A 19,693-nucleotide genomic window follows, 5' to 3' on the forward strand; every position below is an offset into this window, starting at 1 on the left:
CGGCCACCGCCATATTGGAGCTGCAGGCGGATGGCTGCCGACGCTATGCTGGCGGATACAGTGATTATCGCCAGCAAAAGGAGCTCGAGCGGCGCACCCAAATGACGCTATACAAGAAGCAAGAGCAGGAGCGTCAAGCCCTGAAACAGTCCATTCGGCGTTATCAGGAATGGTTCCACCAGGCCCATCGGGCCGCTCGCGCCGACAATTTGGATGTGGCCATTACAGCCAGCTTCTATAAGGCCAAGGCGAAGAAGAATATTTCCCGTTATCATGCGAAGCAGAAAGAGCTTGAGCGCCTGGAACGGGATCGGGTAGAGAAGCCCCGGGAAGCGAAAGTGCTCCAAATGAATCTGCAGGACGGAGCGTTTGCCGCATCTACTTTGTTGCGGATGAACGATGTAGGATTCGGCTACGAGCACGCTGCTGGAGGGAGTGGACGCGACCAGTTGTTCAATCACCTTAGCCTGGAGGTTGAACGGGGCGATCGGGTCGGCGTTCTAGGGCCGAATGGAGCGGGCAAATCTACTTTGTTAAAACTGATCACGGGACAGCTTGCGCCTTCTTCAGGAACAGTGGCTCTGCATCCGCAAGCTTCGATCGGGTACTTCGCCCAGGAGTTGAACAATTTGGAGGAGAGCCAGACAATACTGGACAGTCTGCTGGGATTGCCGGATATGACGCAATCGCATGCTAGGACAATTCTGGGCTGCTTCTTATTTTCCAGGGAAGAGGTATATAAGAAAATAGGAGATCTGAGCATGGGAGAGAAATGCCGGGTAGCATTTCTAAAGTTGTTTTTTGGCGGATCTAATCTGCTAATTCTCGATGAACCGACCAACTATTTGGATATTGACACGCGAGAAGCGGTGGAAGAAGCGCTGTGTACTTACCCGGGGGCGTTGATGATTGTAACCCATGACAGGTATTTGGCGCGAAAGGTATGTAATCGACTTCTATTGCTGGATAGACAGAAGGAACCCGAGTGGTTTCCGGGGACGGTGGAGGAATATGAATCGAAGGATCGAAGCCAGCGGCTGGATGCGGCATCACAAGGTTTAGAAAATGAACGGGAGCGCTTGGAGCTGGAATTGGCGTTCTTGATAGGGCAGGAAGAACCGCCGTCCCCTGAAGAGCAGAATGAGCTGATGGCGGCGATCACTGAAATCCGCAGGCAGATCGGTGAGCTTCCTGAGATTTAATAAAGGTTCGTAAAAGGATTCGATTATATTATCGAGTAGACATTCGAGTCCGAGTAGGCAGGGCCAACTGTATTTGTGGTACTAAAAAATACCGACAATGGCAAGGCCCGCAACTTAGCTGGATTTCATGCTATTAAAAAGACTGAGCAGAGCCATATAAGGTGGTTTATCAGTTTTTAAGGGCATGAAATCCTTTTATTACTTCCCAGCCCCTTCCATTCTCTTATATAAATATTAGAAATCCATCTATAATGAGTGGAAGCAGAAGTCCAGTCATTACAGCGATTCATTTGCTCCAAACGTTTAGGGTAGCAGAAACAAAATCAATCATGTCCAAGCACGATTTTGATCCGCACGGGTTGGCGTTCCTGCCTAGTTTATCTAGCCAGCAAGTATACGCCGAACAGGATAACGGCCACGCCGGCTAATTTAGTGGCTGAAATCGACTCGCCAAATAAGAAGTATGCAGGAATAAGAGCGAGAACATAGGCGAAGGCTTGCATCGGATAAGCTACGCTTAGGGGCAAGCGGGTCAGGACGGCGAACCATAGTATGGTAGCAAGCCCGTAGAGTGCTATGCCGCCGAGTATCATCGGGGATAGAATGAGCTTATTCCATACGAGCCCGCCTGATCGGGTGAGTCCGATCTTGAAGAGAACTTGGCCTGTGACTAGCAACAGAATATTGCCAAGCAGCAAAACATAACTAATTGTTTTTTCCATTAAGAGCCTCCTGAGCTTTAAGGATCGCCACTTCTTGGGTCAGACGAAGCACCTGGCTCGTCAGCTTGGTAATGACAATCGTAAGATGAAGTATGAGGGAGAAGCAGAACAGCAGACCGAATAGGAAAAGAACGGCTGGAGGGTATTTGACGCCCATCTGCTCTGCAATCCACTCCATGAATGATACATTTAATGAAAGAATCAGCAGCACGATGCTGAACAATATCCATAGCAGAGCATACTGCTCCTTGAGCCTTTGCCTTCTGACCAGCTCAAGAACGATGAGCAGAAAGACAACGGATATCGACACCGATAGTATGTTAATGAACATCTATTTGATCACCGCCGTTCTATTATATCGCATTGCGCTCATAATTACAGAGAGGGTAACCTTGATCATATAGTAGACCGATCTTGCGGGAGTGATGGAGGATCTGCCTGCTTTTCTCCGCCGCATTTCCGTGGATACCTCTGTGATTTGGCAGCCATGGCGTTTGAGGTAGACGAGGGATTCCACCTCCGGATAATCGATCGGATAATAGGCTGCATACAAGTCGATGACCTTGCGCCCGGCCGCCCGAAAGCCGCTCGTTGTATCCGTGAAGCGCTGTCTTGTAAGAAGCGTAACTAGTTTGGAGAAAAAAATCATGCCGATCCGTCGCATATAAGATGAACGGTATGACGTCGATTTCAAGTATCTGGAGCCGATAACGAGATCGTAACAGGCGGTCTGATCGATCAATTTAGGCAGCTCCTCTGCCGGATGCTGTCCATCGGCATCCATTTGCACTGCCACATCATAGCCATGCATCTTAGCATACATATAACCCGTCTGCATACCGCCGCCAATCCCTACGTTGTAAGGCATGGTTAGGACGCGGGCGCAGCTTGCTGCTGCGACCATTTCCGTCCGATCGGTGGAGCCGTCGTTGATGACGACAATATCCGCTTCCGGCACATGGGTACGGATATCGGCAATGACGGATGCAATGCTGCCCTCCTCATTATACGCCGGGATGATGATGAGAGTTTTCATGAAGTCACCGTCCTCCTTTATCTCAAACCATTCTTAGAAAGCTTGTTGAAATACCCCAGAAGCTGTTCTATGAAATATGACCCAAATAGTATTAACAGAATCATGTTCGGATAGCCATACCGGTTAAAGGCGACGAAGGGAATATAAATAACGGTAAAATAGCCGAGGGCGGCAATTAACGGCAGCAGCTGCTTAGAGCGATGTTTAATCAGCGCCCAGCAGATGCCCAGCATATTGATAATCATCAGGATTTTCTGAATAACATTCATGACGGGTCTGGTGATCGGCCAAATGGGACGAGAGTAGAAAGGATGGAAATACAGCTCCACCCATCGGCCGGCCGTGAACCAGTAGAGGTATTTTAACGGCTCGTGCGCAAATCCATATTTGATGATGTCGATGCCCTTCCGCACGGCCAAACGATCTGAGCCTTGAAACAGAGTCTCCGGATCGTATTGTGGATGGGCTTCAAAAAAATCCGACGGCGGCAGTTGTCCATGAATTCGTGCTCCGAGCAGAAAAGGACTGCCCCCCGAATTCGTGAATAATATAAACTCATGGAATGTAACCCAGTTGCGAATCCACCAGGGCGTGAGCAGCAGAATGTAAACCCCGGCCATAAGCAGGGTATATTTCAACATAAGGCGCCACGGAATTTTATGTCTCCACCAGAGGACGAGGAACACAGCGGGATACAAGGAGGCATGGGGCTTGAAGTAAGCGGCCGCCGCGGTCAACACTCCGAGCAGGATGTAATATCGAGCCATATTCCGTTCCAGGGCGATGAGTGTGACGCAAAGCAGGAGCAGGAGGAGTGTTCTGAAGGTCGATTCAGTCAGAATGACACCGGAGGAGAAGTAATCCGGGAAATATAACGCACTTATCGTACAGGCGATCAGACCGGTGCGTGTCTTGAAGATGCGCTTGCCCAACCAGAAGACGAGATAAATACATAGCACTTGCAGAGCGCATTGATACAGACGGAAAGCGGTGACCCCGCCGTCTTCTTGACCGAACAGGGCCATGAATCCGGCCAGTATAAGCGGCAGCCCAGGCATGATGAAGGCTGAGGGCTTGTCTCCCGTATTATAGGCAAGCACGCCTTCGTTCAGCAGAAGGCGGGAGGTCTGAATATATTTGACGTCATCGTTATTAGGCTTGAGAGGGTCGCCGAGAAAAAAGTAATCATTATAGACCAGAACGATAATACATGAAACAATGCCAACGAAAGCCATCAAGCCAGACAAATACACCTTGACTGGTCGGCTGGTCTCCCTTGATCGGAACAATAAGCTCAACTCCACTCTAGAAAAATGTTCAAATATATATATAAACAAATTGCTGTGGTTTATATACGCATCGTTTATATAACTTATATTATGGGGAAATATGCCACAATTATAATTTGGTCTAGGTGGAAGAAAAAAAATAGTTGATAATGTCATTTTGATTTGGTAAGCTTGAATAGAATTTGAGATTGATAATCATTATCGTTGTCTTTGCTTTGTTGCTATGTACTGTAGTGAAATATAGATAATTATTTAAATAGCACATAAAAATATAACAAATATGATATTAATTTCACCAATTCAATAATTTGCTTGTCTATCAAGCTTTTATATCAAGGAGGATATGTATGAAGAAGTCTATGTTTTTCAAATTAGTTGGTCTTATTGCAGTTCTGACTTTGATGTTAGCAGCTTGCTCAAATTCAAGTAATGAAGTAGCTAATAATGAGCCAAAACCTGCTGAATCCAATGGAAGTCAAGAGGTTACTGTGCCCACGACAGTTGAAATCACTGATGCCCATGGAACGGTTACTGTTCCTGTAAATCCAAAAAATGTAGTTGCTTTAGATAGCAGAACCTTTGAAACTTTAGCTGCTTGGGGAATTGAATTAGCAGCTGCTCCTAAGCCTGTAATGCCTGCGGACTCACCGTATGTAGCTGATAATTCAGTTCAAGATATCGGAAACCATCGTGAACCAAATCTTGAAATTCTAGCAGCCGCAGATCCTGATCTTGTAATTGTCGGCCAAAGATTTGCAGGTTTTTATGAAGATATAAAGAAAATAGTGCCAAATGCAGTTGTTATTGATCTTAATTTTGATGTTTCTGAGGCAGCTGCTACACCTGGAGAAAACTTAGTAAACGGACTTAAGAATTCTACACTCGCATTAGGTCAAATTTTTGATAAAAATGCAGAAGCTGAAAAATTAACAGCTGATTTTGATCAAGCGATCGAAAAGGCGAAGTCTGCCTATAATGGAACAGATACAGTTATGAGTGTGATCGTTTCTGGTGGAAATATTGGTTTTTCAGCTCCTCATTCTGGTCGTGTTTGGGGCCCAATGTATGAAATTTTCGGATGGGTTCCAGCATTAGAAGTTGACAAATCTTCTTCAGATCATCAAGGTGATGAAGTTTCTGTTGAAGCGATTGCCCAAAGCAATCCTGATTGGATTTTTGTACTAGATCGTGACGCTGCGGTATCTTCTACAGAGGGTGCAACTCCTGCTCAAGACGTTATTGATAATTCGCCTGCCCTTAAAAACACAAAGGCTGTTTCTGAAGGAAAGATTGTGTATGCACCAGACGATACTTATACAAATGAATCAATACAAACTTATCTAGAGTTATTTGAGAATCTTGCAAGTACTTTAGCTAAGTAGTGTATAAAGGAGTATGAGGCAGTGCCGAAGAATATAATACAAATAAATGCTGGGGTTGAGAGCGCTCAACCCCAGCGTTATAATCTCAATAAGATATGGACAAAACCCTTTATATTAGCGATTATAGTTGTTTTTATTTTAGGTATTATATCACTGTTTACTGGAGTTTATGATATACGAGGGCAAGACGATGGAATGGAAATGTTCTTCATCACTCGTGTTCCAAGAACAGCTGCACTAATGCTGACTGGAGCTGCAATGTCAATGGCAGGACTTGTCATGCAGCTTATTACACAGAATCGTTTGGTTGAACCTACTACAACAGGAACGATTGAATGGGCAGGTTTGGGGCTTCTTTTTGTTTATTTGTTATTTCCAGCGCCAACTTTAGTCCTAAGAATGACGGGGGCAATCATTTTTTCTTTTATAGGAACAATGATTTTCTTTTTGTTTCTAAGAAGAGTTAAACTACGCTCGTCTTTAATTGTTCCGATTATCGGGATGATGCTTGGAGCAATCATATCCGCGATTTCCACCTTTATTGGACTCGTTTTTCAAATGACACAAAATATTGAAAACTGGTTTGTAGGTTCTTTTGCTGCGGTTCAGGTTGGAAGATATGAGTACCTATGGATCATTGTTGTTGTTACTTTATTTATTTTTATTTATGCTAACCGATTGACTTTAGCTGGACTAGGAGAAGATGTTTCAACAAGTCTTGGAGTAAATTATAATAGGATCATTCTTATTGGTACTGGTCTTATTTCTTTTGCCGTTGGAATTGTTGCAGCTGTTATTGGAAATTTACCTTTTTTAGGTTTAATCGTACCGAATATTGTTTCCATGTATAGGGGAGATGATCTGAGGAGTAACTTGCCCTGGGTATGTGTGATAGGAATGGGCACGATAACTGTTTGTGACATCATTTCCCGAACAATTATAATGCCTTTTGAAGTACCTGTCTCTTTAATACTTGGAACAGTAGGATCAGTCGTATTTATTGTTATTTTATTGAGACAGAGGAGGCTACGATGAACGCATTAGAATATAGTAATAAAGAAAATTTCAAAATCGATTCTAGCCTTCATAATAAACATAGATCAGCCAGAGCTTTTCGTTCCAAGAAAGAAGAAAAACGTTATTGGATTTTGCTGATAGCATTGATTGCACTGGGCATTTTTTCTTCGTATGGACTTTTGGTTTATAACAATCCGGTTCCAGTAGATTCTCCTTCTTTTATCCCGGTTGTTAAAAGAAGGCTGGTAGCTCTTGGTGCGATGATTATTGCAGCAATTTGTCAGAGTTTGGCGACCGTCGCTTTCCAATCGATTACGAATAATAGGATTATAACTCCTTCACTTTTAGGCTTTGAAGCACTTTACTCAGCAATTCATACGAGTACCATGTTTTTCTTTGGTGTTGGTGCATTTATAAGCTTTACTGGTGTTGGATCATTCATATTTCAAGTTGTCCTTATGGTTTTGCTGTGTTTGATCCTTTATGGATGGCTGCTTTCTGGAAAGTATGGAAATTTACAGATTATGCTTTTGGTGGGAATTATTATTGGAGTTGGGCTGAGGTCTCTATCCTCTTTTATGAGAAGACTTCTTGCGCCGTCTGAGTTTGATATTTTACAGGCAAGATTATTTGCTTCTGTCAATAATGCGGATGCTGGCTATTTTCCTATTTCAATTCCAATTGTAATCATTGTAGCATTCCTTCTTTTTGCTTATTCCAAGAAATTAAATGTATTGTCACTTGGGAAGAATGTCTCCCCTTCTTTGGGAGTTAATCATAAATTTGGCGTAATTTATGCTCTTGTATTAGTTTCTATATTGATGTCCATTTCAACGGCTTTGGTTGGACCACTTACATTCTATGGATTTTTAGTTGCAACTTTGAGTTATCTAGCAGCGCCAACTTATGATCACAAATATATTTTTCCAATGGCTTTTGCTATCGGATTTTTGATAATAACGGGTGCATACTTTTTTATGTATCATGTATTCAATGCTCAAGGTGTTGTTTCAATTATTATCGAACTGTTTGGTGGAATAACATTTTTAATTGTAATCTTAAGGAAGAGGGCTCTATGATAAAGATTGATAATGTTAGAAAGTTGTATACTGATGAGGTAAAAATAGGACCTTTGGATATTACAATACCAAAAGCTGGTCTTACTTCTTTAATTGGGCCAAATGGCGCTGGAAAGTCCACGACACTTATGATGATCGGAAGACTTTTGAATATGGATGAAGGCCAAATTACGGTCGCCAATATGGATGTTTCTAAAACTAAATCAGAAGACTTAGCAAAAGTCTTGACTATTTTGCGCCAAGAAAACCATTTTGTAACCAAGCTTACGGTTAGGCAACTAGCTGGATTTGGGCGTTTTCCTTATTCAAAGGGAAGATTAACTAAAGAGGATGAGGCTATTATTTCTAAATATATCGATTTTTTAGATTTGACTAATCTGGAAGATAGATATTTAGATGAGCTTTCTGGTGGTCAAAGGCAAAGGGCATATGTAGCAATGGTTTTGTGTCAAGAGACTGAATATGTACTTTTGGACGAGCCTCTAAACAATCTTGATGTTGCTCGCTCTGTTCAAATGATGGAACATTTGAGGCATGCCGCTAATGAATTTGGAAGAACAATTCTGACTGTTATGCATGATATCAATTTTGCAGCCAAATATTCGGATAGAATTTGTGCTATGAAAGATGGACAAATTGCCGCCTTTGGAACAGTAGAAGAGGTTATGAACCCAGAAGTTTTGACAAATATATTTGAAACGAAAATAGAAATTATCGATGGTCCATATGGACCAATAGCTGTTTATTAGCATTATTTAATTGACTCAACTTTTGCAGCCAAATCTCTAAACAAGAACCCAATCTATTCAACAGCTACTTCTATATAGTGGCTGTTTTGCTTTTATTGGAGCTATAAAAAACACCGAATTTGCAATCTTCATCCGGTGTTTTTTTGGTAATTATATTAGGGGGTCTGCGTGATCAGACATTGAGCAAAACAGTGATTAAATGGTCACCAAGGGTTTCCACTAATCTTCCATTCGTCTATTTCAGTAGGATCGACTTTACACAGCTTACATATTAACAATCCCAAGGGCATTCTCGGTATTTTCTTGCCATATTCAATGTTCTGGTAATGCCTTAAAGAGCAATCCATATAAGTTTGGATTTCATTGACAAGCGACTCTTGGGTGAAATTAGCTGCTTCACGGGCTTCTTTTAATTTTACGATCGGTAACTCCTAATAGTCTTTATTATTAGATATTACCGAAGTATTTAATTAATTATCACGACCTTTAGGTCGTGGTGTAAACCTAACACTAAGAAAATAAAAAAGCCGATCGCAGGAGAAGACGGTTGGAGTAGGATCGTTCGTTTCAAACAAATCATGAATGTAAAAAATAATGGTTGCTCTGTTATTCATTTCTGAAATCAGTTGGATTATAATGAGGAAGGCAAAAACGTCCTGATTGTACAAATCAGATTACGAGGTGTCAATTTGATAAGAAATAAGGGGAGTCTACTTGGAAAGAACAGCACAACTTATCTTTGATCAATTGTTGATGCAATCCGGCAGCACGGTTTCTCTTGACGTTCGTTCTCGGTTTCCCGGGGGTCGTAATGTAGGTGGGAAATACAGCATCGCCGATCACAAGGTCACGATGTATGTCGGAGAAATCAAGAAGCAATGCTTAAGTCTCTTTGGATCGCTTGAAGCTTTTCCGCAGGTGCTGCGCATCGTCTTCGCCCATGAGCTTGGGCATGCTGAGGATGCACATCTCCAGGAGCTATCGGATCTTCTGGATCACTGCGACAATGAGCAGGAGCGGAAGAGGATTGCTCTTCGCATCGAAGAGAATGCCTGGAACTATGCGAAGATGCTTATTCCTGAGGAAGATCAAAGTATGATGCAGACCGTCATCTACTACTCATTGAAGTCTTATCGCGAAGCCATTGCTGGCGAGATCGCCTAAATGGATCGCCATATACATTTATTAAGTCAAGAATAGCCCCCGGCTGGAGAGCCGGAGGCTATCTTTATTATTCAATCGTAATATTCCCAGAGGTAGAGCGAACTTTAATGATGTCATGGTTCACATTAGGCGAATCCGGCGACTTGATATTTCCTGAAGAAGTTCTCAGGTCGTATATGCCTTGAAATTCTGGATCGGCAGAAAGTCTCACATTTCCGGATTGTATCGTGATATCCACTGTGTCCGAACGCTGATCCTTTATGGTGATATTGCCCGAAGTCGATTTAAAAGTTCCATTCCCAGTCCAGTTACCGACTTTAATGTTGCCCGAAGTCATCGCAGCCTGAATATCGCCTTGCAGGTTTTGAACTGTAAAATCGCCAGAGGTCATTTTGGAGGTTAATGAGCCCTGAAGATGATTAATCTCCACATTCCCTGAGGTTACCCTCAGCTCAGTGTCCGCCGCGATTTCCTCCAATGATATTTTGCCGGACAGTGCTCCTACTTGCAAGCGGTCGGCTTCTAGGTCTTTGCCTTCCAAATTCCCGGATTTCGTCTCAAGCAAAATTTCCTTGGCACGCAGTGCCTTGAAATTGCCATCGTTGGCCATCAGGTCGACAGTGATTTGATCCAGCGACTGTTCGGGATCGGCTAAAGCCACCGTAATTTGCTGAGTGGTTGAATTAAAGCCGAAGCTGAGAAAAGAAATGACCCGTTCTTCCCTTAATTGAAGAGCTAAGCTCTGATTCGCAATCTTCGTCTCCATTAATTTGTCAATCGACTGTTGCGGCAGATTTCCTCTCGATTCTACATAGTTCGTACCATCGGGGCTCGCAATAAATTCAAGCTCAACATTATAATCGCTATGGATGGAAAGGGACTTCAGCTCATTATCGCTAAACGTCCATTTCTGGGTATAGGGGGGCTGTTCTTCCCCGAAGTTGAAGCCTTGATAGAACATCCCGCCAATGCCCAGAATGACGAGAATGGTCGCTATAAGGGTTAATCCTTTTTTATTCATTGGTATTGTCTCCTTTGGCGACTCGGACGTTCCATGCCCAATAAGACGCACTTAATTTAATAAGGTTCGAGTACAGATAACGCGTGGCGACGGCGAGAAGGATGCCGATGCCGATCATCGCCAGCACGGCAAAGGCTTTTGTAAGGTGAAATGCGTCGTTAAATATATACTCGAGAAGCAGGGCAGCAGGGCTCAGTATACCGGCAAGCGCCGTTACAGCGACAGCCAGGCCCAAGGCCCAAAATGCAGTCAGCAAGGGCAGCATAACCAGGTTAAGGAAGAACAGTCCGGTATAGACCGCTGAAGTCATCAACCGATGGCGATTGTTCGTTTTTGCCGCTGGGGCTGGAGCCGTCTGACCCTCGGGTCGGTCGCCGAACCAATATAATGGATGCTGAGGGTTAACCCGGTTTTCTAGAGCCTCCTGGGCCAGCTCAACCGGATCACCCAGCTCACGGACAATATCTTCTTCCGTCCTGCCGTTCTGAAGTCCAAAAGCAAAATGGGCTTCATAGTCCTCCATCAACTCGCTGCGTTCCTCTGGGGGCAGCATCGATAAATGGGAGCTGAGCAATGAAATAAATTCGCTCTTCTTCATAGACGGTTTCCTCTCTCGATTAAATTGGATACGTTGCTCACGAATCGTTTCCATTCAATCACCAACTTCTTCATGTGAATTTCCCCTTGGGGGGTCAGTTTATAATATTTGCGGGGAGGGCCCTCGCTCGATTCCTGCAAATACGTTGTGCAATGCCCCTCGTTCACGAGTCTTCGCAGCAGTGGATACAATGCGCCTTCCGCCACTTCGATATGCTCGGAGACGGATTGGGCTAACTCATATCCATAGCGATCCTTCTCATGGATGAGTACTAGCACGCAGATTTCCAAGGCGCCTTTTTTAAATTGGATACTGATATCCAAATGCCATCGCCTCTTTTTCATATATATTAGTGGTATTCTTAAGCTGACTTCCCTCTATATACTATCATCCAGTACTGAATAAAGCAAGATACCTAAAGTGGAAAAAAAGGCACCGCCCGGTGCCTTTTTACAGCTTGGTTCAGTCCGTGGATAATTCCATCCTGAGGATAGCTATGATCCGTTACCAGACTCTTGACTGAGTAGCGGCAGATTCTCTATTGCCGGTCCTTCCAGCACTTCTCCTTTATAGTTGAATCTTGAGCCATGGCAAGGGCAGTCCCAGGAGCGTTCGGCATCATTCCATTCGACTTCGCAGCCAAGGTGCGTGCATGTCGTATCGACGATGAATAATCGGCCTTCGGCGTCTTTGTAACCGCCGGCTCGTTTGCCAAGATGCCGCACGACTCCTCCTTCATCGGTCTTTAATTCATCCGCCTTGCGGTGGATCAGTTCGATTTTCCCAGATACCCATTCTTTGGCTACATCCGCGTTTTGCACAGTAAAGTTCTTGATTCCGGGGTTTGCTTTGAAGCGGGAAGGCTTGTAAAGATCCGTAAACTTGTTGCCGTGTCCCATAATCAGATCGCGGAACACCAGGGCGGCTACTGTGCCGTTAGTCATCCCCCATTTCGCAAAGCCGGTTGCTACAAGCACATTACCCTCGTCCGCGGTGATTGCTCCGATATAAGGGACTTCGTCCAGCGTGATCAGGTCTTGGGTGGACCAGCGATAAGGAATGCGCTTGGCCCCGAAAAGCTGGCCGCCGAAACTTTCCAGCTCCTCGTAATGCTTGAACGTGCATTTGCCTTTTCCTGTTTTATGTGATTCTCCTCCGACCAGAATAACCTGTGTCCCTTCCAGCAGAGCTGATCTCAGGGAGCGCTTAGGTTCACCGCAATTAATGTACATGCCTCTCTCCAACGGGATTTCCGGCTCGATTGCAACCACATACGAGCGTTCGGCATGCAATCTCGTGAAGTAGAATCCGCCTCCGTCATAGAACGGAAAGTGGGAGGCAGAGATCGCATATTTGCAAGTAATGGTGCATCCATTCTCCGCCTTGAGCCGTCGCCGTCCATCTCCGGTATTGTCAGCTGCATCTTCCATTGTCGTATTCTCATAGAACACTCCTCCGTTGGCAATAATCGAGTCGACGAGGGCACGCAAGTAATGAAGCGGATGGAACTGAGCTTGATTTGGCAGCCGGATTGCCCCATGGACTGCTAGAGGGATCGGCAGTGATTCGCACCATTCACCAGGCAGGCCCAATTGTTCGTAAGCTTCCCATTCCTTGCGAAGCTGCTCGGCCTGTTCCTCGGAATCGGCATATAAATAAGCATCCTCCTGCTGCAATTGGCAGTCGATTTGATGCTCCTCTACCGTGGATCGTATGAACGAAAGGGCTTCCTCGTTCGCTTCGTAATATAATTTGGCTTCTTCATCACCAAAATGCTTGCGCAGCTTATCGTAGATTAGGCCGTGCTGGGCAGTGATTTTTGCCGTTGTGAATCCGGTGGTTCCGTCGAGAATTTGAGCCGCCTCCACTACGGTAACCTTAAACCCTGCTTTGGACAGAAGATAAGCGGTGGTAATGCCCGTAATTCCAGCGCCGATGATGGCGATGTCGGTCTGAACGTCCTTTTCAAGCTTGGAAAAAGCGGGCAAATCTGTGGTATGTCTCCACATCGATTGGGGGAACTGGGGCAATGCCCCCCGATTGTATTCTTGGTTATTCATCAGCAACCTCCTCGAATAAGTACTTGTTCATCATTATTACCACGTTAGCTGGTAAATAAAGCATTGACGGGTGAAGGCATCCTTCTTTTTGCAAGGCGACGTAGTCCCTATTTTGCGCATTCGCATGAAAAAGAGTCCGTTAGCAAATAATGGGGATATGTTAAGGGACAGGAGCTGCCAGACATGAAGCGCAATCAATTTATCGGAAGAAGCAGACGCCAATCTCAAGACGAACGAAATAAAAGTGAAAGCGAGAACAGCAGCCATACCGATATGGGAGGCGAAATGGCTCGGAATCAGGATGATGCAAGCTCTCAGAGCAGTGCTAGCTATCAGCAACATGCAGGCGTACAGAACCATGCTGGATCTCAGCAAGCCGGCACTCAGCAAACTGGCTCACAGGGCGCTTCAAGTTCGCAGAATGCACAACTGACGGGCAATAAGGTCATTTCTGGGGATTTGCAGCAGACAGTGCAGCGGATTCAGCAAGAAACCGGAGATAGCGCGGATATTGTCATCCGTAAGATGAGTGTGAATGGACAGAAATCTGTTCCTATGGTTGTCATATATTTAAATGGATTAAGTGATCCAATGATGATCAATTCCTTTGTGATGGAGTCCATAACGGGCATGGAGCAAGAAGAGGCGAAGGATTCGGAGACTCTGCTGGATCAAATGAAATCCCACTTTCTGTCCCTGGGAGAAGCCAACATAGTTTCGGAATGGAACGATGTTATTTTAGCTATCCTATCGGGGGATACAGCGATTTTTCTCGAGGGGAGCACTCGGGCCATCGTTGCCGGAACCCGGGGCGGAGAATGGAGGTCGATAACGGAATCAACCAATGAGCTGGTCGTTCGGGGGCCGAAGGACAGCTTTGTTGAGTCGATTGCAACAAATATATCTCTTATTAGACGGAGAATCAGGAATACGAATTTATGGCTGGAAACGATGAAGATCGGTGAAGTTACCCATACACATGTGGCAATGATGTATATCAAGAGCATGTCTGATCCCAAGCTTATTGAGGAAGTCAGGGAGCGTCTTGCGAACATTCAGCTTAACGGGGTTCTGGAATCGGGTTATATCGAAGAGTTTATTCAGGATAAGACCTTTACTCTGTTTCCTACGATATACAATACGGAGAGGCCGGATACTGCGGCTGGTCATTTGCTGGAGGGACAAGTAGTCATCATTGTGGACGGGACGCCGTTCGTCCTGATTTTGCCGACTGTATTCGGCCATTTCTTTCAATCTCCAGAGGACTATGCCCAGCGTTTTGATATCAGCATTCTCATGCGTATGATCCGCTATCTCAGCTTTATCGTGCTCGTGCTTGGCCCAGCCTTATATATAGCGCTGACGACGTTCCACTATGAGATGATTCCCTCCCCTCTTCTGACCAGTCTGCTTGCTCAGCGGGAGGGCGTCCCCTTTCCAGCATTCGTAGAGGCCTTGTTGATGGAGGTTACCTTTGAACTGCTGCGCGAAGCTGGGCTGCGCATGCCTCGGGCTATTGGGCAGACGATCTCGATCGTGGGCGCCCTTATTCTCGGACAAGCGGTAGTTGAAGCAGGCCTCATTACCCCTGGGATGGTCATCGTCGTTGCATTGACCGGGATCGCGAGCTTTGCGCCGCCCTCCTACAGCATAGCTGTGGCGGGCCGCTTGATTCGGTTTCTCTTCATGGTTCTGGCCGGCATGTTCGGCTTATATGGCATTACCCTGGGAATTCTTATGCTGGTCGTTCATATGAATAGCTTACGCTCTTTCGGCGTGCCGTATTTAGCCCCGATTGCTCCATTTGTTCCGAAGGATCAGAAGGATTCTTTACTGCGCATGCCTGCTTGGATATTAAGAACGCCGCCTAGCAAAATCAAAGAGCAGCATCAGATCCGTGAAGGGCGAAACAAAGACTCTATAGGAGCAAATCAACAGCAGGGTCAGCAAAACCAGCAAAACCAGCAAGCCCAGCAAAACCAGCAAGCCCAACAAGGCCGGCAGGGTCAACAGGATCAGCAGAGCCAGCAAGATCAACAAGGGGTTTCCGATCATGGTATATGAGAAACACCGCTTATATCCTAGCAGGAGGACTGTCCATATGATGATGAAAAGGATGATAGGTGCCGCTTTGATTTTGTGCTGTGCTGCACTGTTAACCGGATGCTGGGATGCTCTTGAATTGAACCGCCGAGCGATCGTGGCGGGTATTGGCATCGATCATACGCCTGAGGCCGAGGATCAATTTATGATCTCTTTCCAGGTCGTCATTGCCGATGAGATTTCAGGCAAAACGGGACGTGGAGCAACGCCTACTTCAATCTACAACGGAACGGGGCGGACGATCAGCGGAGCAATCCGCAATGTTTCCCGCAAAGTGCCGCGTCTGACTTCTACGGCGCATGCCCGGCTTATTGTTATATCCGAGGCAGTTGCCCGTCGAGGCATTGCGGAGATTATGGACTTCCTCGATAGAGACTCTGATATTCGGCTGACGGCTGATGTGGTCATAGCGAAGGGAGACGTGAGGGCTAAAGATGTGGTAGCCACATTGATGCCGATCGGCAAAATTTCAGCGTACTCCCTCTCGCAGAAGGTGGAGTTAGCATCGGGGCAATTGGGCGCCAACTATCAGATGGAAATCGACGATATTTTACGTGATTTGCTGACTCCGGGCGGAGGACCCGTCATTAATAGCCTAGAGGTGATTGGCGACGTAATTGAAGCGGGGAAGAAGAGCAACCTGGAGACTGTGGAAAGCTCCGGAATTGTTGTAGTTGGCGATTTGGCTATTTTTAAGGACGATAAGCTGGTGGATTGGCTAAATCGAGACGAGAGCCGAGGAATGGTATGGATCAAAAATAAAACGAAAAAGACGTCGCTGTTCATTGACTCCGATCGGGAATTTGGCGACATTGCGGTTGACGTGATTCGTTCCAAGACTGGCTTGAAGGCGCAGTTGAGCGATCCGTCGCATCCGGTTATGCAGGTTAGCGTTAACGCCTTATTGTCGATCAGGGAAGTCGATACCCATGTCGATTTGCGCAATCCCGAGGTGCTTCATTTTATAGAACAGAAGGCGAATGAGGTGATCGCTAAGGATCTGCGAAGTGTCGTCCAAAAAGCCCAATCGGCAAAAAGCGATGTCTTTCGCTTCGGAGAAGTGATAGAGCGTCAAAGCCCGACGGCATGGAAGGAAATCAAGGAACGCTGGGAAGATCTGTTCCCTCAACTGGAGGTCGAGTACAAAGTAAATTCAGTTATTCAAAATACGCAAATGCGGGATCGCTCCTTTAAGTATAATCAGGACTCCTAGGGAGGTGAGGCGCCATGGAAAAGATCAAAATAACTCCCCTGCAAGTATTCGCGCTAATGCTGCTGTTCCAGCTCGGAACGGCACTCGTTGTCAATCTGGGACTGGAGGTGCATAAAGATGAGTGGCTGGCGATTTTGTTAGGCCTCGCTATCGGTCTTCTGCTTTATGCGGCCAATTCCATGCTTTACTTATGGTTTCCCAAGATGCTTCCTACCGAGTATTTTAAAATACTGCTTGGCAAATACCTGGGAACGCTGCTTGGCATCGTCTACACGGTATTTTTCCTGAATAAAGCGTCAAGGGATTTGCTAGATGGCGGGCTGCTGGTCATCTCTTCAACCTTACGTGAAACGCCACTGTTTATCGTTAATTTGCTTATGATGATTACTGTAGCTTATACATTGCATAAAGGACTTGAAGTTCTGGCGAGGACGGCACTGATCTTCATGGTGATCATTGTTGTGATTGGTATGCTCAGTCTGCTGTTGATTGGATTTGCGAATATTATCGACATCAACCGGCTGCTGCCCATATTAGGAGACGGAATCGGGCCGCTGCTTCAATCGGTACCGCGAAAAAACTATCAGTTTCCCTTTGCTGAGGCTATTGCGTTCAACATGCTGCTGCCCTTTTTGAATGATGCCAAGAAAGGGGTTAGAGCTGGGTATTTGGCAATCGTTTTTGCCGGTTTTATTTTAAGCTTGACCGTAGCGATGACGATTTCCGTTCTAGGTGTCGATATTGCCGAGAGATCGCTGTTTCCCTTACTGGCAACGATCGGCAAAGCCTCGATATCTGACTTTATTCAGCGGCCGGACATATTCGTTGTGATGACGCTGATCATCGGCGTTTTCTTTAAAATCAGCATCTATTTTTATGCGGCGCTTGTCGGGATATCGAATATTTTCAACATCCCGTACCAGAAGCTCATATATCCTTTGACTCTCATTGTTTTGGCTTCGACGGCTTGGCTTACCCGATCCACTAGCGAGCACTTAATGAAAGGGAGCAAAGTGTTGTACTTGGTTGACCCCATATTTTACATTGTGCTGCCGCTTGTTGTTCTTATAGCAGCTATGGTCTACAAGCTCATTTCTCGTTTAAGAGCCGGAACCGGAGCTGCTTCCGGAGCTGGAGGGGGAGGTACTGCCAGCGGAGGGGGTACTGGAGCTGAAGCTAGTTCCCGAGCCGGAGACGAAACTGCCGGAGGGGGCGCTGGCACTGGAGGCGCCGCTGGAAGCTGAGGTGGCCGTGCCGGATGACGCTGCTGGGTCGCTAGAAGGATTTCGGGACTGCTTATAACTGCGATACAGGTCGGGTGCGACCAGAAGGAGCAGCAGCGCGCAGGCTGTCCATCTTTCCGCTCCTGTAAAAAAGGACTGCTGCCAATTTACGAAGACCGTATTCCATGGCAAGCCGACGCGAATGTCAATCCATATGCTGTATAGAACGCATAATAGGAGGAAGAGAATCGAAATGGCATATTTTTTCATAATCATGGACGGTTCATCCTTTCTCATGTTTAATGATTTTATTATGGAAGAAACGCGGCATTCCCATACAGGGCTTGCTCTAATCCGATCGAATTGAACCTCTGCCAGCGGGACGCCATGCTTGACGAATCGTGTAATAAGACTTATACTAATTCTAAAAACAAATCGTAAGGAATGATTCTATATATGAAATCACTAAATTTAACGACGCAGCGTAAAGCGGTCTATGATGTTGTCCGCAACGCGGACGATCATCCGACTGCTGCGGAAGTGATGAATCGCCTAGTTGAACAAGGGTATAACTTTGCCTATGGCACAGTATACAATTCACTCCGATATTTAACCGACAAAGAGCTGATCCGGGAATTGAAGCTTGGCGAGGCTGCCAGCCGTTATGACGCCAAACTGGATGATCACCAGCATATTTTGTGCGAAGTATGCGGGAGAGTGGATGAAGTGATGACAAAGGTTCCGGAGAAGTGGAGTGCGTCGGTTGCCAAGGAGACCGGGTATGACGTGCATCATGCCCATGTTGTATTTGGGGGGGTGTGCCAGTCATGCAGGCAGAAGAAATAAAGCAAAGAGTCCAGCCGGGAACCGTTGCCCCCTATAGACATCCTGGCAATGAGCTATCCTACAACGAGGAATTGATGGGCAGTATTCCGATGGCATGCCCAACGACGCAGCGTGTCATCCTTGTCAGCCCATTTCCAAGCGAAATTTATGAGTTGGTTAGAGACTTGTCGGTGGGCTGCTTCGATGTCCTTATGTTCCACCATTGGGAACAAGGAATACGCAATGCATCGGCCGCTGATCTTGTCATTTTCGACCTGACATCCTATCGCGGCCAGGAAGAGGCGGCGTTGATCACATCACGAATGCTGCAGGATCTGGAGAGCGTTCCGTCGCTGCTGCTCGTTAATGAAGCGATGTTGTCGCAAATGAATCAAAGCTTAATGAATTTGGAGCTTCTTGTTTGGCCGGCTTCACCGAACGAGATTTTGTATCATGTACAGCGAATCATTCGTACGAGCAATCATCGGCCAGCGGCTTCCAAAGCTTTGCCGGCAGCGAGCACAGTTATTTTCAAGGATCTATGGATTGATCGCAAGAAAATGCAGGTATATCGCGATGGCACAGCTATTGAATTCACGAAGACAGAGTACGAGCTGCTAATGAAGCTTCTGGATCATGAAGGGAGCGTCTTGTCCCGGGAAGAGCTGCTGGCAGACGTCTGGGAAACTTCGTTTACGGGCGGCAGCAATGTCGTAGATGTTCATATCAAGAGCTTGCGCAAGAAGCTTGGCGACCGGGCGGTGAACCCGACTTATATTGCTACCGTTCGCGGGGTGGGATACCGACTGGCTGATTAATGGGCATACTTGACAAGAGGCAGTCCCAGAAGTAATTTGTTCAAAGCAGGAACAGATGAAACGAGCAACACTCATTCACTTTTACGATGGATTTCATGTCGTTGGAGTAAAGGAAATTGCCAATCATGAATGGATTCTTGATTATAGCTGCATACAATCCATCTAATCCCTTAAGCAAGCATTCGTTTAGAG

Annotated in this window: 20 protein-coding genes; 11 read left to right on the forward strand and 9 right to left on the reverse strand. The window is 45.9% G+C overall.

The window, feature by feature from the left end; translation table 11 throughout:
• Positions 1 to 1,202, forward strand: a 1,202-nt coding sequence (locus tag CZ379_RS06235; protein ID WP_199925492.1) for an ABC-F family ATP-binding cassette domain-containing protein, incomplete at its 5' end; no start/stop codon positions are given.
• A gap of 377 nt (positions 1,203 to 1,579) precedes the next feature.
• Here CZ379_RS06235 and CZ379_RS06240 read toward each other — a convergent pair.
• Genes CZ379_RS06240 through CZ379_RS06255 form a run of 4 tightly spaced genes read right to left on the reverse strand, consistent with a single transcriptional unit; the run spans position 1,580 to position 4,249 of the window.
• A complete protein-coding gene (locus tag CZ379_RS06240; protein WP_110930874.1) occupies positions 1,580 to 1,924 on the reverse strand; it encodes an EamA family transporter in 345 nt (114 codons plus the stop codon).
• Positions 1,908 to 2,255: a DUF2304 domain-containing protein gene (locus tag CZ379_RS06245; protein ID WP_110930875.1), complete on the reverse strand. Its 348-nt coding sequence runs from the start codon at positions 2,253 to 2,255 to the stop codon at positions 1,908 to 1,910. The genes CZ379_RS06240 and CZ379_RS06245 overlap by 17 nt, the downstream gene beginning before the upstream one ends.
• The gene (locus CZ379_RS06250) at positions 2,256 to 2,960 is read right to left on the reverse strand and encodes a glycosyltransferase family 2 protein (protein WP_110930876.1); all 705 of its coding nucleotides are present in this window, start codon (positions 2,958 to 2,960) and stop codon (positions 2,256 to 2,258) included.
• A gap of 17 nt (positions 2,961 to 2,977) precedes the next feature.
• The gene (locus CZ379_RS06255) at positions 2,978 to 4,249 is read right to left on the reverse strand and encodes an ArnT family glycosyltransferase (protein ID WP_234404834.1); all 1,272 of its coding nucleotides are present in this window, start codon (positions 4,247 to 4,249) and stop codon (positions 2,978 to 2,980) included.
• Between the two features lie 347 nt (positions 4,250 to 4,596).
• Here CZ379_RS06255 and CZ379_RS06260 point away from each other — a divergent pair, with 347 nt between their 5' ends.
• From CZ379_RS06260 to CZ379_RS06275, 4 genes are read left to right on the forward strand one after another with little or no spacing between them, the layout of a single operon-like run.
• A complete protein-coding gene (locus CZ379_RS06260; RefSeq protein WP_110930878.1) occupies positions 4,597 to 5,631 on the forward strand; it encodes a siderophore ABC transporter substrate-binding protein in 1,035 nt (344 codons plus the stop codon).
• Positions 5,632 to 5,652: 21 nt separating this feature from the next.
• Complete coding sequence (locus tag CZ379_RS06265; RefSeq protein WP_110930879.1) at positions 5,653 to 6,666, forward strand: ABC transporter permease; 1,014 nt, start codon at positions 5,653 to 5,655, stop codon at positions 6,664 to 6,666.
• Positions 6,663 to 7,727: an iron chelate uptake ABC transporter family permease subunit gene (locus CZ379_RS06270; RefSeq protein ID WP_110930880.1), complete on the forward strand. Its 1,065-nt coding sequence runs from the start codon at positions 6,663 to 6,665 to the stop codon at positions 7,725 to 7,727. The genes CZ379_RS06265 and CZ379_RS06270 overlap by 4 nt, the downstream gene beginning before the upstream one ends.
• On the forward strand, positions 7,724 to 8,476 hold the full coding sequence (locus tag CZ379_RS06275) for an iron ABC transporter ATP-binding protein (RefSeq protein WP_110930881.1): 753 nt from the start codon (positions 7,724 to 7,726) through the stop codon (positions 8,474 to 8,476). The genes CZ379_RS06270 and CZ379_RS06275 overlap by 4 nt, the downstream gene beginning before the upstream one ends.
• Before the next feature lie 203 nt (positions 8,477 to 8,679).
• Here the strand turns inward: CZ379_RS06275 and CZ379_RS06280 are convergent, their stop codons facing one another.
• Positions 8,680 to 8,898, reverse strand: coding sequence for a helix-turn-helix transcriptional regulator (locus CZ379_RS06280; RefSeq protein WP_110930882.1), 219 nt, complete (start codon positions 8,896 to 8,898; stop codon positions 8,680 to 8,682).
• 292 nt (positions 8,899 to 9,190) lie between these two features.
• Between CZ379_RS06280 and CZ379_RS06285 the strand changes: the two genes are divergently transcribed.
• Positions 9,191 to 9,640: a hypothetical protein gene (locus CZ379_RS06285; RefSeq protein WP_199925493.1), complete on the forward strand. Its 450-nt coding sequence runs from the start codon at positions 9,191 to 9,193 to the stop codon at positions 9,638 to 9,640.
• 67 nt (positions 9,641 to 9,707) lie between these two features.
• Here CZ379_RS06285 and CZ379_RS06290 read toward each other — a convergent pair whose 3' ends face one another.
• The 4 genes from CZ379_RS06290 to CZ379_RS06305 form a co-directional block, all read right to left on the reverse strand.
• Entirely contained in the window at positions 9,708 to 10,661 is a 954-nt protein-coding gene (locus CZ379_RS06290) for a DUF4097 family beta strand repeat-containing protein (protein WP_110930883.1), read from the reverse strand.
• Positions 10,654 to 11,259, reverse strand: coding sequence for a DUF1700 domain-containing protein (locus CZ379_RS06295; protein ID WP_110930884.1), 606 nt, complete (start codon positions 11,257 to 11,259; stop codon positions 10,654 to 10,656). The genes CZ379_RS06290 and CZ379_RS06295 overlap by 8 nt, the downstream gene beginning before the upstream one ends.
• Positions 11,256 to 11,582 carry a PadR family transcriptional regulator gene (locus CZ379_RS06300; RefSeq protein ID WP_110930885.1) on the reverse strand — a complete coding sequence of 109 codons (327 nt, stop codon included), beginning with the start codon at positions 11,580 to 11,582 and terminating at the stop codon, positions 11,256 to 11,258. The genes CZ379_RS06295 and CZ379_RS06300 overlap by 4 nt, the downstream gene beginning before the upstream one ends.
• A gap of 171 nt (positions 11,583 to 11,753) precedes the next feature.
• Positions 11,754 to 13,319, reverse strand: coding sequence for an FAD-dependent oxidoreductase (locus CZ379_RS06305; RefSeq protein ID WP_110930886.1), 1,566 nt, complete (start codon positions 13,317 to 13,319; stop codon positions 11,754 to 11,756).
• A 183-nt stretch (positions 13,320 to 13,502) separates the two neighbouring features.
• On the opposite strand from CZ379_RS06305, the gene CZ379_RS06310 reads away from it, so the two are divergent.
• From CZ379_RS06310 to CZ379_RS06330, 5 genes are all read left to right on the forward strand, one after another.
• A complete protein-coding gene (locus tag CZ379_RS06310; RefSeq protein WP_234404835.1) occupies positions 13,503 to 15,383 on the forward strand; it encodes a spore germination protein in 1,881 nt (626 codons plus the stop codon).
• A gap of 37 nt (positions 15,384 to 15,420) precedes the next feature.
• The gene (locus CZ379_RS06315) at positions 15,421 to 16,635 is read left to right on the forward strand and encodes a Ger(x)C family spore germination protein (RefSeq protein ID WP_234404836.1); all 1,215 of its coding nucleotides are present in this window, start codon (positions 15,421 to 15,423) and stop codon (positions 16,633 to 16,635) included.
• Between the two features lie 14 nt (positions 16,636 to 16,649).
• Positions 16,650 to 17,879 carry a GerAB/ArcD/ProY family transporter gene (locus CZ379_RS06320; protein WP_110930887.1) on the forward strand — a complete coding sequence of 410 codons (1,230 nt, stop codon included), beginning with the start codon at positions 16,650 to 16,652 and terminating at the stop codon, positions 17,877 to 17,879.
• A 435-nt stretch (positions 17,880 to 18,314) separates the two neighbouring features.
• Complete coding sequence (locus CZ379_RS06325; protein ID WP_110930888.1) at positions 18,315 to 18,704, forward strand: Fur family transcriptional regulator; 390 nt, start codon at positions 18,315 to 18,317, stop codon at positions 18,702 to 18,704.
• Positions 18,686 to 19,501 (forward strand): response regulator transcription factor, encoded by an 816-nt coding sequence (locus CZ379_RS06330; protein ID WP_110930889.1) that lies wholly within the window; start codon positions 18,686 to 18,688, stop codon positions 19,499 to 19,501. The genes CZ379_RS06325 and CZ379_RS06330 overlap by 19 nt, the downstream gene beginning before the upstream one ends.
• The last annotated feature ends 192 nt before the right edge of the window (positions 19,502 to 19,693 follow it).

This window comes from Paenibacillus bouchesdurhonensis (assembly GCF_900155685.1).
Classification (GTDB): domain Bacteria; phylum Bacillota; class Bacilli; order Paenibacillales; family Paenibacillaceae; genus Fontibacillus; species Fontibacillus bouchesdurhonensis.